The organism is Streptomyces sp. NPDC107550 (genome assembly GCF_055639095.1).
In genome coordinates this window covers 189,879-203,346 of sequence record NZ_JBVKBC010000009.1, presented here as the reverse complement: position 1 = coordinate 203,346, position 13,468 = coordinate 189,879, and the positions used below count along the sequence as shown (strand labels likewise).

Annotated in this window: 12 protein-coding genes; 9 read left to right on the top strand and 3 right to left on the bottom strand. The window is 71.7% G+C overall.

What is annotated here, in order from left to right; genetic code table 11:
• Positions 1-148: 148 nt before the first annotated feature.
• From tatA to ACZ7LY_RS15705, 9 genes are all read left to right on the top strand, one after another.
• On the top strand, positions 149-442 hold the full coding sequence (gene tatA, locus ACZ7LY_RS15745) for a Sec-independent protein translocase subunit TatA (RefSeq protein ID WP_471625130.1): 294 nt from the start codon (positions 149-151) through the stop codon (positions 440-442).
• Between the two features lie 62 nt (positions 443-504).
• Positions 505-1,452, top strand: a complete 948-nt coding sequence (gene tatC, locus ACZ7LY_RS15740; RefSeq protein WP_471625129.1) for a twin-arginine translocase subunit TatC — start codon at positions 505-507, stop codon at positions 1,450-1,452.
• Positions 1,453-1,495: 43 nt separating this feature from the next.
• Entirely contained in the window at positions 1,496-2,386 is an 891-nt protein-coding gene (locus ACZ7LY_RS15735) for a diacylglycerol kinase (protein ID WP_471625128.1), read from the top strand.
• 99 nt (positions 2,387-2,485) lie between these two features.
• Positions 2,486-5,293, top strand: a complete 2,808-nt coding sequence (locus ACZ7LY_RS15730) for a DEAD/DEAH box helicase (protein WP_471625127.1) — start codon at positions 2,486-2,488, stop codon at positions 5,291-5,293.
• A gap of 410 nt (positions 5,294-5,703) precedes the next feature.
• The gene (locus ACZ7LY_RS15725) at positions 5,704-7,311 is read left to right on the top strand and encodes a sensor histidine kinase (RefSeq protein WP_471625126.1); all 1,608 of its coding nucleotides are present in this window, start codon (positions 5,704-5,706) and stop codon (positions 7,309-7,311) included.
• The gene (locus ACZ7LY_RS15720; RefSeq protein WP_471625125.1) at positions 7,308-7,715 is read left to right on the top strand and encodes a roadblock/LC7 domain-containing protein; all 408 of its coding nucleotides are present in this window, start codon (positions 7,308-7,310) and stop codon (positions 7,713-7,715) included. Before ACZ7LY_RS15725 ends, ACZ7LY_RS15720 begins: the two co-directional genes overlap by 4 nt.
• Positions 7,712-8,119: a DUF742 domain-containing protein gene (locus ACZ7LY_RS15715; RefSeq protein ID WP_471625124.1), complete on the top strand. Its 408-nt coding sequence runs from the start codon at positions 7,712-7,714 to the stop codon at positions 8,117-8,119. Before ACZ7LY_RS15720 ends, ACZ7LY_RS15715 begins: the two co-directional genes overlap by 4 nt.
• Complete coding sequence (locus ACZ7LY_RS15710; RefSeq protein WP_471625123.1) at positions 8,100-8,741, top strand: GTP-binding protein; 642 nt, start codon at positions 8,100-8,102, stop codon at positions 8,739-8,741. Before ACZ7LY_RS15715 ends, ACZ7LY_RS15710 begins: the two co-directional genes overlap by 20 nt.
• A gap of 77 nt (positions 8,742-8,818) precedes the next feature.
• On the top strand, positions 8,819-10,393 hold the full coding sequence (locus ACZ7LY_RS15705; RefSeq protein WP_471625122.1) for a cytochrome P450 family protein: 1,575 nt from the start codon (positions 8,819-8,821) through the stop codon (positions 10,391-10,393).
• Here the strand turns inward: ACZ7LY_RS15705 and ACZ7LY_RS15700 are convergent.
• The 3 genes from ACZ7LY_RS15700 to ACZ7LY_RS15690 all read right to left on the bottom strand — a co-directional run bounded on the left by ACZ7LY_RS15700 (position 10,387) and on the right by ACZ7LY_RS15690 (position 13,439).
• Entirely contained in the window at positions 10,387-11,340 is a 954-nt protein-coding gene (locus ACZ7LY_RS15700) for a pseudouridine synthase (RefSeq protein ID WP_471625121.1), read from the bottom strand. The two genes, ACZ7LY_RS15705 and ACZ7LY_RS15700, sit on opposite strands and share 7 nt — an antisense overlap.
• 294 nt (positions 11,341-11,634) lie before the next feature.
• Positions 11,635-12,483 carry a siderophore-interacting protein gene (locus ACZ7LY_RS15695; RefSeq protein WP_471625120.1) on the bottom strand — a complete coding sequence of 283 codons (849 nt, stop codon included), beginning with the start codon at positions 12,481-12,483 and terminating at the stop codon, positions 11,635-11,637.
• A gap of 47 nt (positions 12,484-12,530) precedes the next feature.
• Positions 12,531-13,439 carry a 5'-3' exonuclease gene (locus ACZ7LY_RS15690; protein ID WP_471625191.1) on the bottom strand — a complete coding sequence of 303 codons (909 nt, stop codon included), beginning with the start codon at positions 13,437-13,439 and terminating at the stop codon, positions 12,531-12,533.
• Positions 13,440-13,468: the final 29 nt, after the last annotated feature.

The following is a 13,468-nucleotide window of genomic DNA, read 5'->3' as shown; positions in this document are numbered from 1 at the left end:
GCCGCAACTGGGAGTACGCACGGGGATTGCCCCCTGTTCACCCCCGCGGGATACGATCGCTGCCAGCACGGTGGCCGGACATCAGTTCCGACGTCCGGCCGGTACCGGCAGACCCGCCCCTGCCGCCTCGGTGAGAAGGTAAACGCTTATGTTCGGTGGAAAGATCGGCGCCCCCGAGTTGATCATCATCCTCGTGGTCGTCCTCCTCCTGTTCGGAGCCAAGAAGCTCCCGGACATGGCGCGCTCGCTCGGCAAGTCGGCCCGCATCCTCAAGAGCGAGGCCAAGGCCATGAAGAGCGAAGGCAACAACAACGCCGCCGCCCCCGCGGACCCGCCGAAGACCGACGAGCAGCCCCCGGCCGCGCGCACGATCCAGGCCGCGCCCGGCGACGTCGACAGCTCGCGCCCGGTGAGCGAGCCGACGAACACGACGAAGAGCTGATCCAGAGCAGATCTAAGGCCGCCTCCGCCATGGCGGCCTGACGCACGAGATGAGGACGTGGGTTGCTCAAGTCTGCCCGCAAGCAGGAGAAGGACCCCGAGGGGCGGATGCCGCTCGCGGAGCACCTGCGTGAGCTTCGTAACCGGCTGGCGAAGGCGCTGCTGGGCATCGTCGTCATCACGATCATCGCCGCCTTCTACTACAACCAGATCATCGATGTGATCACGCAGCCGATCCTGGACTCGGTCGGCTGCCCGCAGAAGTTCTCGGAACTGGCCCAGATCAAGACCGAGCACTGCGCCCAGATCACCGTCAACGGTCTGCTGACGCCGTTCACCCTGGCGCTCAAGATCTCGCTGATGGCCGGCATCGTGTTCTCCTCCCCGGTCTGGCTCTACCAGTTGTGGGGCTTCATCGCGCCCGGACTGCACAAGCACGAGAAGGGGTACGCCTACGGCTTCGTGGGCACCGGCGTCCCGCTGTTCCTGGCCGGCGCCTACTTCGCGTACGCGATCCTGCCGACCACCGCCAAGGTGCTCATCGGCTTCACCCCGGGCAACGCGCAGAACCTGCTGCCCCTGGACGACCTCCTCGACCTCGTGACCCGCATGGTCGTCGTCTTCGGCCTCTCCTTCGAGCTGCCCCTGGTGCTGGTGTTCCTCAATCTCATCGGGGCACTCACCGGCAAGCGCATGCTCGGCTGGTGGCGCGCCATGATCATGTGCATCACGGTGTTCGCCGCCGTCGCCACCCCGAGCACCGACCCCCTGTCGATGCTGGCCCTCGCGGCGCCGATCTGGGTCCTCTACTTCGCGGCCGTGGTCTTCTCCCTGCTCAACGACCGGCGCAGGCGGCGCAACAACCCGGACGCCGAGCTGGACGACGACGAGGCCTCGCGCCTGGACCTCACCCCCCAGGACATCAACGAGGTCGAGTCCGTGCGCGCGAGCCGGATGCTGCCCGAGCAGACCAACCCGGAGCGCATCAACGGTTACGACGATGTGACCTGAGGCAACCCCCGCAGGCCCCCGGGCGGTTGTTAGGGTCCGGGCCGTGACCAGCGAGATCACCCTCTTCGTCAATCCCACCGCGGGACGCGGCCGGGGCGCGCACGCCGCGCAGCCGGCCGCTTCCGCGTTGCGGGCCGCCGGCTTCCACGTCCGCACGGTGATCGGCGAGGACGCGCCCGACGCGCTCGCACGCGCGCGTGCCGCCGCCGAACAGGGCACGGGCGCCCTCGTCGCGGTCGGCGGCGACGGGCTCGTGAACCTCGCGCTCCAGGCCGTCGCGGGCACCCGCACCCCGCTCGGCGTCGTCGCCGTGGGCACCGGCAACGACTTCGCCCGCGCCCTTCGCCTGCCCGTACGGGAGCCCGCCGCGGCCGGGGCCCTCGTCGCGGACGCCCTCAAGGGCGCGCGCGTGCGGGACGTCGACCTCGGGCGGATCGGCGGGCACTGGTTCGGCACGGTCCTCGCCTGCGGCTTCGACTCCCGCGTCAACGACCGGGGCAACCGGATGCGGCTCCCGCTCGGCCGTTTCAAGTACGACCTGGCGATCGCCGCCGAGCTGGCCGCCTTCAAGCCCGTCCCCTTCCGGCTCACCCTCGACGACGGCGCCGTACGCGAGATACCGGCGACCCTCGTCGCCGTCGGCAATGGCACCTCGTACGGCGGCGGCATGCGGATCTGCGCGGACGCGCGCGTGGACGACGGCCTCTTCGACGTGACCGTCGTCGGCGACTGCTCCCGCGCCACGCTGCTGCGCGTCTTCCCCCGCGTCTACCGGGGCACCCACCTGAGCCACCCGAAGGTCAGCGTGTACCGCGCGGCCCGCGTGGAGCTGGCCGCGCCCGACATCACCGGCTACGCCGACGGAGAGCCGGTCGGGCCGCTGCCGCTGGTCGCGGAGTGCGTGCCCGGCGCGGTCCGGGTGCTCGGGCCCTGACCGGTCCCGGCCGTTCCCGCCCGGTCCCGGCCGGTCCGTGAGCGGGCCACGCATAATGATCGTCCGATGTCAGTGTCGGCCGGTAGGCTCGAAAGCACGATGACAGACGACCTCTCACCGGCCGAGCGGTACGCGGCAGCCCGTAGGCGGGCCGCCGAGCAGGCCACCGCACTCGCGTCCTTCCGCGAGATGTACGACTTCGGCCTCGACCCCTTCCAGATCGAGGCGTGCCAGGCGCTGGAGGCCGGCAAGGGCGTCCTGGTCGCGGCGCCCACCGGCTCCGGCAAGACGATCGTCGGCGAGTTCGCCGTCCACCTCGCCCTCCAGCAGGGCAAGAAGTGCTTCTACACGACCCCCATCAAGGCCCTGTCGAACCAGAAGTACCAGGACCTCGCCAAGCGGTACGGGTCCGACAAGGTCGGCCTCCTCACCGGGGACAACAGTGTGAACAGCGACGCGCCCGTGGTCGTCATGACCACCGAGGTGCTGCGCAACATGCTGTACGCGGGCTCCCAGTCGCTGATCAATCTCGGGTACGTGGTCATGGACGAGGTGCACTACCTCTCCGACCGCTTCCGGGGCGCCGTCTGGGAAGAGGTGATCATCCACCTCCAGGAGTCCGTGACCCTGGTCTCCCTGTCCGCGACCGTGTCCAACGCGGAGGAGTTCGGCGACTGGCTCGACACCGTGCGCGGCGACACCGAGGTGATCGTCTCCGAGCACCGGCCCGTGCCGCTGTTCCAGCACGTGCTCGCCGGGCGCCGCATGTACGACCTCTTCGAGGAGGGCGAGGGCCACAAGAAGGCCGTCAACCCCGACCTCACCCGCATGGCGCGCATGGAGGCCAGCCGCCCCTCCTACCAGGACCGGCGGCGCGGCCGGCACATGCGCGAGGCCGACCGGGAGCGCGAGCGCAGACAGCGTTCGCGGATCTGGACGCCGGGCCGCCCCGAGGTCATCGAGCGGCTCGACTCCGAGGGCCTGCTGCCCGCGATCACCTTCATCTTCAGCCGCGCCGCCTGCGAGGCCGCCGTCCAGCAGTGCCTGTACGCGGGCCTCAGGCTCAACGACGACGAGGCGCGGGCCCGCGTCCGGGAGATCGTCGAGGAGCGCACCGCGTCCATCCCGGACGAGGATCTGCACGTCCTCGGCTACTACGAGTGGCTGGAGGGCCTGGAGCGGGGCATCGCCGCGCACCACGCGGGCATGCTGCCGACCTTCAAGGAGGTCGTCGAGGAGCTGTTCGTCCGCGGTCTGGTCAAGGCCGTCTTCGCCACGGAGACGCTGGCCCTCGGCATCAACATGCCGGCGAGGTCCGTCGTCCTGGAGAAGCTCGTCAAGTGGAACGGGGAGCAGCACGCGGACATCACCCCCGGCGAGTACACGCAGCTCACCGGCCGCGCCGGGCGCCGGGGCATCGACGTCGAGGGCCACGCGGTCGTGCTGTGGCAGCGCGGTTTCAGCCCCGAGCACCTCGCGGGTCTCGCCGGCACGCGCACGTACCCGCTGCGCTCCAGCTTCAAGCCCTCGTACAACATGGCGGTCAACCTGGTCGAGCAGTTCGGGCGGCACCGCTCGCGCGAACTGCTGGAGACGTCCTTCGCGCAGTTCCAGGCCGACAAGTCGGTCGTCGGGATCTCCCGCCAGGTCCAGAAGAACGAGGAGGGGCTCGCCGGCTACCAGGAGTCGATGACCTGCCACCTCGGCGACTTCGAGGAGTACGCGCGCCTGCGCCGCGAACTCAAGGACCGCGAGACCGAGCTGGCCAAGCAGGGCGCGGCCCAGCGCCGGGCGCAGGCCGCCGCCGCCCTGGAGAAGCTCAAGCCGGGCGACGTGATCCATGTGCCGACCGGCAAGTTCGCCGGGCTCGCCCTCGTGCTCGACCCGGGCATCCCGGCGGGCCGGTCCAACGGGCACCGCGGCTTCGAGCAGCACGACGGCCCGCGCCCGCTGGTGCTCACCGCCGAGCGGCAGGTCAAGCGGCTCGCCTCGATCGACTTCCCGGTGCCCGTGGAGGCGCTGGAGCGGATGCGCATCCCGAAGTCGTTCAACCCGCGCTCCCCGCAGTCCCGGCGCGATCTCGCGTCCGCGCTGCGGACGAAGGCCGGCCACATCGTGCCCGACCGGCACCAGAAGAAGGGCCGCTCCCCGGCGGCGGACGACCGCGAGATCGCCCGGCTCCGCGCCGAGCTGCGCGCCCACCCCTGCCACGGCTGCGACCAGCGCGAGGACCACGCCCGCTGGGCCGAGCGCTATCACCGGCTGCGCCGCGACACGGCGCAGCTGGAGCGGCGCATCGAGGGCCGCACCAACACGATCGCGCGGACCTTCGACCGCATCGTCAAGCTGCTGACGGAGCTGGACTATCTGCGCGGCGACGAGGTCACCGAGCACGGCAAGCGGCTCGCCCGGCTCTACGGCGAGCTGGACCTGCTGGCCAGCGAGTGTCTGCGTGACGGCGTCTGGGAGGGCCTGAACCCGGCCGAACTGGCGGCGTGCGTCTCGGCGTTGGTCTACGAGTCCCGGGCCGCCGACGACGCGATGGCGCCCAAGGTGCCCTCCGGGCAGGCCAAGGCCGCGCTCGGCGAGATGGTGCGGATCTGGGGCCGGCTCGACGCGCTGGAGGAGGACTTCCGCATCAACCAGGCGGAGGGCGTCGGGCAGCGCGAGCCCGACCTCGGCTTCGCGTGGGCCGCCTACCAGTGGGCGTCCGGCAAGGGCCTGGACGAAGTGCTGCGCGAGGCGGAGATGCCGGCCGGTGACTTCGTGCGCTGGTGCAAGCAGGTCATCGACGTGCTCGGGCAGGTCTCCGCGGCGGCGCCCGCGGGCTCCACGGTCGCCCGCAACGCCCGCAAGGCGGTCGACGAGCTGCTCAGGGGCGTCGTGGCGTACTCGTCGGTGGGATGAGCGCCGGGGGCCGTGGCCCTGGCCCCCACCGGGGCCGAGTCGATGGAGGGGCGGACGCCGGAGGTGTCCGCCCCTTCGGCGTCTCCTCGGGCGGTGCGGGCGGTCGCGTAACCCTTACGCGGTATGCGGCGGGGCGGGGAGACGCATGCGCGGACGCCCTTACTCCATGTGTGCGATTCGGTGCTGTGCGTGTAAATGGGAGCGAGTGTATTCCTCTTACGGGGGCCGTCGCAGAGGGTTGCCGAATATGACTCGGCGTTGATCCGGTCGGACTAAGCTCGCCCGCAGCGCACCGAGTTGAGAGGTATTCGGGCGTTTGTTCCCCTGTGCTCCGAAGGTCCGCATCGACCCCGGAACGAAGCGCGGCGAACCGTCACACATCCCCGATCCGACCGTTTCAGAGGGCATACATGGTGAGTGTTCAATCGCCTCCCGGTGGCCGAGAAGTCCCCTACACACGCGTGCTGTTGCTGCCCGCCATGGTCATGGCGGCCGCCACCGGGGCGGCCGCCGCCCTGGTCGCCGAGGACGCGCGGCTCGCCGTCGCCCTGTGCGGAGCGCTCGGCACGGTTCTCGTCCTCGCCGTCGCCGCCGAAGCCGTCCGCCGCGGCCGGGTCACCCGCGAGCTCCGCGCCCGCTACGCCCGCCACGTCGCCGAGCTCGAAGGCCGCATCGCCGTGCAGGAAGAACGCACGATGCGGGTCGCCAAGGAGCTGTTCCCGCAGGTGATGCGCCGGATGCGCAAGGGCCTCAACCCGGACGTCGCCGTCGCCCGCACCTGCGACTCCGACCCGTACTTCCACGACGTGACGCCGGGCGAGCGCGAGCTGATGTTCCAGTGCCTCAACGAGATCGACCGCGGTGACGCCGAACGCGAGGCGGCGCAGCGCGCGTTCGTCTCCGTCGCCCGCCGCGTCCAGGCCATCGTCCACAAACAGGCCCAGGAACTGCGGGAGATGGAGGAGGATCACGGCCGCAACCCCGAGGTCTTCGACGACCTCCTGCGCATCGACCACGGCACCGCCCTGATCGGCCGTCTCGCCGACTCCGTCACCGTCCTCGGCGGCGCCCGGCCCGGCCGCCAGTGGCCACGGCCCGTCAAGCTCTACAGCGTGCTGCGCGGCGCCATGTCGCGCATCCTGGAGTACCCGCGCATCGACCTGCACGCCATCTGCGACTCGGCGGTCAAGGGCATCTTCGTCGAGCCCGTCATCCACGCGTGCGCCGAACTCCTCGACAACGCCACCCGCTACTCGCCGCCCACCACCCGCGTGCACGTCACCGCGGTCGAGGTGCAGACCGGTGTCGCCATCGAGATCGAGGACGCGGGCGTCAGCCTCGGCGAGGAGGCGCAGGCCAAGATCGAGGGGATGCTCGACAAGGCCCAGGCCGGCGTCGACCTCAACGACCTAGGGGAGAACCCCCGGCTCGGCCTGTCCATCGTCGGCCGACTCTGCAAGATGTACCACATGAAGATCGCGCTGCGGCGCTCCGCCTACGGCGGCGTCCGCGCGGTCCTCATCGTGCCGCACGACATGCTGAGCACCGAGCACGCCCCGGGCCTCGCCCACGGCATCGGCGCCACCGCCGTGCCCCGCGTCGACCACAACGGCGTCCTCATCCAGGAGGAGCCGCGGCTGAAGAAGACGCGCCGCCCGACCACGGGCCCGCGCCCCTCAGCCCCGCTCGTTCCCCTGGAGGACGACGTCCCCGTGGTCACCGAATGGCGGGCCAACGGGCTGCCGCAGCGTCGCAGGAAGTACGACACGAAGATCATCGAGGACCAGATCATCGTGACCCCGCGCAACCCCGACCTCTCCATGCCGCCGCCCCCCGCCCCCGCCCCGCCCGCCGCCGGCGGGGAGCGCGAGCGGCGCGAACCGGGGCTGTGGGTCGAGGCGTTCATGAACGGCCTCAAGGAAGCCGACGACGCGCACGCCGCCGCAGGCACCGCCGACCCCGACAAGCCGCAGAACGACACGTACAACCAGCAGGTCGACGAGGGAGACCGCCAGTGATCCAGCAACGGGCCAATTTCGACTGGATGCTCAAGGAGCTCGCCGAGTGCGTGCCCAACGTGCATCAGGTCGTGGTGCTCTCCGCCGACGGTCTGCGCATCGCCCGCTACGGCGGCGACCCCGACGCCGCCGACCGTATCGCCGCCGCCTGCGCCGGACTCCAGTCCCTGGCCACGGCCGTCGCCACCGAGATCCCGCAGAGCGACGGCACCATGAACATGGTGATCATCGAGGTCGACGGCGGCTTCTTCTACCTCATGGCGGCGGGCAAGGGGGCGTATCTCGCGGTCCTCGCCGACCAGTTCGTCGACGCCGGTCTGGTGAGTCACCAGATGCGTGACCTCGTCATCCGCATCGGCGACCACCTGACCAGCCCGCCCCGCCGAGGCGGAACGCCCGTATGAGCCCACTCCCTCCCGAACCGCCGTTCAGGGACCAGCCCCCGCAGCGCGAGCGGCGCCCCGCCGCCGACGGGAAGCGCCCCGACCCCGAACGGCTCTATGTCATCACCGGCGGCACCGAAGGCAGCGACCGCGCGCCCCTCGATCTGGTCACCCTGATCGTGGCGCGCGGCACGCCGCCCCCCTCGGTCCCGCCGGAGCAGGCGGCGGTCTTACGCATGTGCGGGACCCCCCTGTCGACGGCCGAGATCTCGGCCTATCTCAACCTGCCGTTCAGCGTGGTCACCGTGCTGCTCGGCGAACTCCTCGCGGCCGAACTGGTGCAGGCGCGGGCCCCTGTGATCCGCGGCGCCACCGCCGACCGTTCCCTCCTCGAAGCGGTGATGCATGGACTACAGAAGCTCTGACGGTACGGACCTCGCGGTGGGCGCCGCGCACATCCCCGGCCCCCGCGTCGAGGACCGTATGCCGGAGACGGTCACCTCGGCCGTGAAGATCGTCATCGTCGGCGGGTTCGGCGTCGGCAAGACCACGATGGTCGGTTCGGTGAGCGAGATCCGCCCGCTGACCACCGAGGAGACGATGACCCAGGCGGGCATCGGCGTCGACGACGACTACGGTTCCGACACCAAGACCGCCACCACTGTCGCCATGGACTTCGGCCGGATCAGCATCACCGACGAACTCGTCCTCTATCTGTTCGGGACGCCGGGCCAGGAGCGCTTCTGGTTCCTGTGGAACGGCCTGTTCGAGGGAGCGCTCGGCGCCGTCGTCCTGATCGACACGCGGCGCCTCGAAGTCAGCTTCGACGTGATCGGGCGCCTGGAGGAGCGCGGCGTGCCGTTCGTCATCGCCAACAACGCCTTCCCCGACGGCCCGCGTTACCCCACCGACGAACTGCGCCAGGCCCTCGACCTCGACCCCGCCGTGCCGATCATCGAGTGCGACGCCCGCCGCAGGGCCTCCAGCCGCGACGTCCTGATGACGCTGATGCGCTATCTGCACGAGATGGCGCTGCACCGCGCCTGACCCGCGCGGCCCCCCTCTGGGCCCGCCCGCCCCTCCTCCCTCGCAGCCCACGTGACACACCACCGGAGCGATTCACCGTGACGCCTCCCGCCCAGCCCTCCCAGCCGTCCACCGGATACGACGGACTCGGCGACCCCGACCTCGCCCCGCCCCCCGGCTGCCCCGCCCACTCCTTCGGCGCCGGCGGACTGCGCCGCCTCTACGGGCCCGAGGCCGACGCCGACATCGCGTCCGTGTACGAGAAACTGCGCGCCGAGCACGGCTCCGTCGCGCCCGCGCTCATCCACGAGGACGTGCGCATGTGGGCGGTGCTCGGGCACGCCGAGAACCTGCACATGGTCAGCAACACCGCCCTGTTCAACCGCGACGCCCGCAACTGGACCGCGCTCAAGGACGGCACCGTCACCCCCGCGCACCCGCTCGCGCCGGTCTTCTCCTGGCAGCCCATCTGCTCCATGACCGAGGGCGCCGAACACCGCAGGCTCCGCGAGGCCAACGCCCTCGCCATGAGCACGATCGAGCACCGCGCGCTGCGCCGCGTCATCAACCGCTCCACCCAGATCATCATCAACCGCTTCTCCGAGCGCGGCACCTGCGACATCGTCAGCGAGTTCGCCGAGCACCTGCCGATGATGGTCATGCTGGAGATCCTCGGCGCGCCCGAGGCGTACAGCGAGCGCATCGTGCAGGCGGCCCGCGACATGATCAAGGGCACCGACACGGCCATCGCCAGCAACGAGTACATCATGAGCGTCCTGATGGACCTCGCCGTGCGCCGCCGCGCCTCGCCCGTCTCCGGCGACTTCACCAGCGCTCTCGTCGCCGCGCCCGCCGCCCTCACCGACGAGGAGGTCGCCCAGCATCTCCGGCTCGTGCTCATCGCCGCGTACGAGGGCACCGCCAACCTCATCGCCAACGTGCTGCGCGTCGTCCTCATCGACCCGCGCTTCCGCGCCCAGCTCAACGGCGGCCAGATGACCGTCCCGGAAGCGGTCGAGCAGTCGCTGTGGGACGAGCCGCCGTTCAGCGCGATGGTCGCCTACTTCGCCAAGGCCGACACCGAACTCGGCGGGCAGCACATCCGCGCGGGCGACGGCCTGATCTTCGGCATCCAGCCCGGCAACGTGGACCCGGCGATCCGTCCCGACCCCACGCAGCACATGATGGGCAACCGCTCGCACCTCGCCTTCGGCGGCGGCCCGCACGAGTGCCCCGGCCAGGACGTCAGCCGTACGATCGCCGAGATCGGCGTCGACGCGTTCCTCATGCGGCTGCCCGACGCCGAGATGTGCTGCGCGGAGTCGGACCTGCGGTGGCGTTCGACGATCCTCTCCCGCCATCTCGTGGAACTCCCCGTCGACTTCACGCCTCGCGCCCCGCAGGACGTGCAGGGCGCCCCGAGCATCGTGCCGCCGCAGGAACGGCCGGACTGGCAGATCAGCTCGGGGTCGCCGACGCCGCCCGCGTCCGCGCCTGACGCGACTGGCGCGGCTGACGCCTCCGGCCCGGGGCAGGGCCCGGCCGCGCGGTGGGGGCGGGCGGGGTCGGCATCGGGGTCGGGTCCGGCGGACTCCGGTGCTCCCGAGGGCGGGCGGCAGGAGCCGCCCGCCGGGGCGTGGCAGCGGTTCCTGCGCTGGTGGCGCGGCTACTGACCGCGCTCCCAGCGCTCGTACGACTCCCAGGCGGCCAGCTCGCGCCCGCTGCGGAAGCGGTGCGTGCGGCCGGTCACCGGGTCCCTGAACTCCAGGGAACGGGCGAGGAGTTGGAGCGGCCTGCGGAAGTCGCCGGGGGCGGTCTCCTCGGCGACGCGCGGATACAGCGGGTCGCCGAGGATCGGCAGGCCGAGTCGGTTCATATGGACCCGGAGCTGGTGGGTGCGGCCCGTGCGGGGGAGCAGCCGGTAGCGGGCGAGTCCGTCGCGGGCCTCGACGAGTTCGACGCGGCTCTCCGCGTTCGGCTCGGCGCCCGGGATCTCCTCGGCGGTGAGGACGCCGCGCTCCTTCTGGATGTGGCTGCGCACGGTCGCGGGCAGCGGTACGGCCGGGTCGTGCGGGGCGATCGCCTCGTACCCCTTCGTGACCAGCCGGTCCCGGAACAGCGTCTGGTAGCGGCCGCGTTCCTCGGGCCTGACGACGAACAGCACGAGGCCGGCCGTCAGCCGGTCCAGGCGGTGGGCGGGGCCGAGCGTGGTCAGGCCGGTGTCGCGGCGCAGGCGGGCGAGGGCCGTCTCGGTGACGTGGCTGCCGCGGGGGGTCGTGGCGAGGAAGTGCGGTTTGTCGGCGACGAGGATGTGGTCGTCGCGGTACACGACGCGTACGGGGTGCGGTACGGGGTGTTCGGGGGCGGTGTCCCGGTGGAACCAGACGTGGTCGCCGGGGGTGTACGGGGTGTGCGGGGTGACGGGGGTGCCGTCGGCGCGGACGAACTCGCCTGCGGCGATCATGGCGTCGATCACGGCGGCGCCGGCGGGGGCGAGGCGCTGGGCGAGGTGGTCGCGGACGGTGAGCCAGGGTCCCTGCGGGAGGCGGAGGTGGACGGGGTCTACGCCGGCGCGCTGCGGGAGGGGGGACGGGGGTCTGGGCGGTCTGCGGTGGGTCATCGGGGTCAGGGTATGGGGCGGGCGGGGTTTGGTGGGGGGCGTTGAGTTCTTTGGGTGCGGGTGCGTCGTGGCTGGTCGCGCAGTTCCTCGCGCCCCTGAGGGGGTTGTCCGGCGGGGGGCTTGTCGTGACCGTTTTCGCAGCTTCCCGCGCCCTTGAGAGAGCGGGCTGCGCCCAGCTCCCCAGGGTGGAGGTGGCGACGTAGCCGCCCTCCAGGGGCGCGGGGAACTGCGCGACCAGCCCTCCACCGGGCAGAAGGTGAACGAAGACCCGGGGCGCGGGCACCCCGTGTCCGGTCAGGTGCGGTCGGCCGCCGGTTCTTGTTCCGCCTCGACCCGCGCGTTCCAGTCCCGCTTCGACGCCTGCCAGCCGTCCTCGTCGTGGCCGAGTCGCCAGTACCCCGAGATCGACAGGTCCTCGCGCGGGATCTGGCGTTCGACGCGGAGCAGGCGGCGGAGTTCCTTCACGAAGCCGGCCTCGCCGTGGACGAACGCGTGGACCCGGCCCGCCGGGAAGTCCAGCGCGGCGACCGCCTCGACCAGCGCCTGGCCCACCGGACGGCCCGCCCGGTGCAGCCAGGTGACCTCGACGGGGGAGTCGATCTTCTGCTCCTCCCCGGGCCCCTCGACCTCCAGGAAGACATGCGCCCTGGCCCCCTCGGGCAGCGCCTCCACGGCCGCGGCCACGGCGGGCAGCGCGCTCTCGTCCCCGGCGAGGAGATGCCAGTCGGCGTCGGCGGACGGGGCGTACGCGCCGCCGGGGCCCATGAAGTGGATGGTCTCGCCGGGCTGGACGCGCGCCGCCCAGGGCCCGGCCAGGCCCTCGTCGCCGTGGACGACGAAGTCGAGCGTCAGCTCCCGCGCCCGCGGGTCCCAGGCGCGGACGGTGTACGTACGCGTCACCGGCCACTGCTCGCGCGGCAGTTCGGCGCGCACCCGCTCCACGTCGAACGGCTCGGGGTAGCTGACGCCCTCCGGCGCGAACAGCAGCTTCACGTAGTGATCGGTGTACTCCAGCGTCTCGGGGAAGTCCGCGAGCCCGTCGCCGCCGAGCACCACCCGGCGCATGTGCGGGGTGAGCCGCTCCGTCCGTACGACCTGTGCGGCGCGGGCCTTGCGGGGCTTGCGTGCGGGGCGCTCGGCCATGTGCGGTCTCCCTCGAAACGATACTTAGGTATGCCTAAGCTAGCACCTCACCCGGCGAGCGTGTCGAGGAGCCGCTGCAAGGAGCCGCCGAGCCCCCACCGCGCCGCCAACTCCCGTACCGCCTCGGGGTCGTGGGGCGTCCGGGGCAGTGCCGTGGCCACGTCCGGGAGCGGGACGTCCCCGGCGACGCGGACGACCTTCGGCGCCACGGCGAGGTAGGGCCGTGCCTCGTCGAGCCGCTTGCGCTGGGTCGGCGTCAGTCTGGCGGCGGGGTCGTCGACGGCCGCCATGATCCCCGCCAGATCACCGAACTGGGCCAGCAGCTTCGCCGCCGTCTTCTCCCCGACCCCTGGCACCCCGGGCAGCCCGTCGCTCGGGTCGCCCCGCAGCAGCGCCATGTCCGCGTACCCCGAGCCGTCGACCCCGTACTTCTCGCGCAGCAGTGCCTCGTCGGTGATCTGGAGGGTGCCGACGCCCTTGAGCGGGTAGAGCACGCGGCGCTCCCGCGCGTCGTCCACGAGCTGGAACAGGTCGCGGTCGCCGGTGACGATGTCGACGGGGCCGCTCGCCCGCCCGGTGAACGTGCCGATCACGTCGTCCGCCTCGTGCCCGGCGACCCCCACCCGGGCGATGCCGACCGCGTCGAGCACGGCCTCGATGACCGGCACCTGCGGCGACAGCGTGTCGGGCACCTCCTCCTCGTCCGGCGTCCCGGCCGGGGTCTCCTCGGCGACCCGGTGCGCCTTGTAGGAGGGGATGAGGTCGACGCGCCACTGCGGACGCCAGTCCGCGTCCATGCACGCCACCAGGTCCGTCGGATGGTGGTCGTGCACGAGCCGCGTGATGAATTCCAGCAGCCCGCGCACCGCGTTGACCGGGGTGCCGTCCGGGGCCCGTACGGAGTCGGGCACGCCGAAGTAGGCGCGGAAGTAGAGCGAGGCGGTGTCGAGCAGCATCAGGCGCTGGAGGTCTGTGTTCGTCACCC

What these genes read in the sequence shown, in the direction of transcription:
- ACZ7LY_RS15710 (WP_471625123.1), top strand. Translation starts at nt 8,100, where the DNA reads ATGGACTACAGAAGCTCTGACGGTACGGACCTCGCGGTGGGCGCCGCG.
- ACZ7LY_RS15700 (WP_471625121.1), bottom strand. Translation starts at nt 11,340, where the DNA reads ATGACCCACCGCAGACCGCCCAGACCCCCGTCCCCCCTCCCGCAGCGC.
- ACZ7LY_RS15690 (WP_471625191.1), bottom strand. Translation starts at nt 13,439, where the DNA reads ATGCTGCTCGACACCGCCTCGCTCTACTTCCGCGCCTACTTCGGCGTG.
- ACZ7LY_RS15730 (WP_471625127.1), top strand. Translation starts at nt 2,486, where the DNA reads ATGACAGACGACCTCTCACCGGCCGAGCGGTACGCGGCAGCCCGTAGG.
- ACZ7LY_RS15715 (WP_471625124.1), top strand. Translation starts at nt 7,712, where the DNA reads ATGAGCCCACTCCCTCCCGAACCGCCGTTCAGGGACCAGCCCCCGCAG.
- ACZ7LY_RS15725 (WP_471625126.1), top strand. Translation starts at nt 5,704, where the DNA reads ATGGTGAGTGTTCAATCGCCTCCCGGTGGCCGAGAAGTCCCCTACACA.
- tatA (WP_471625130.1), top strand. Translation starts at nt 149, where the DNA reads ATGTTCGGTGGAAAGATCGGCGCCCCCGAGTTGATCATCATCCTCGTG.
- ACZ7LY_RS15695 (WP_471625120.1), bottom strand. Translation starts at nt 12,483, where the DNA reads ATGGCCGAGCGCCCCGCACGCAAGCCCCGCAAGGCCCGCGCCGCACAG.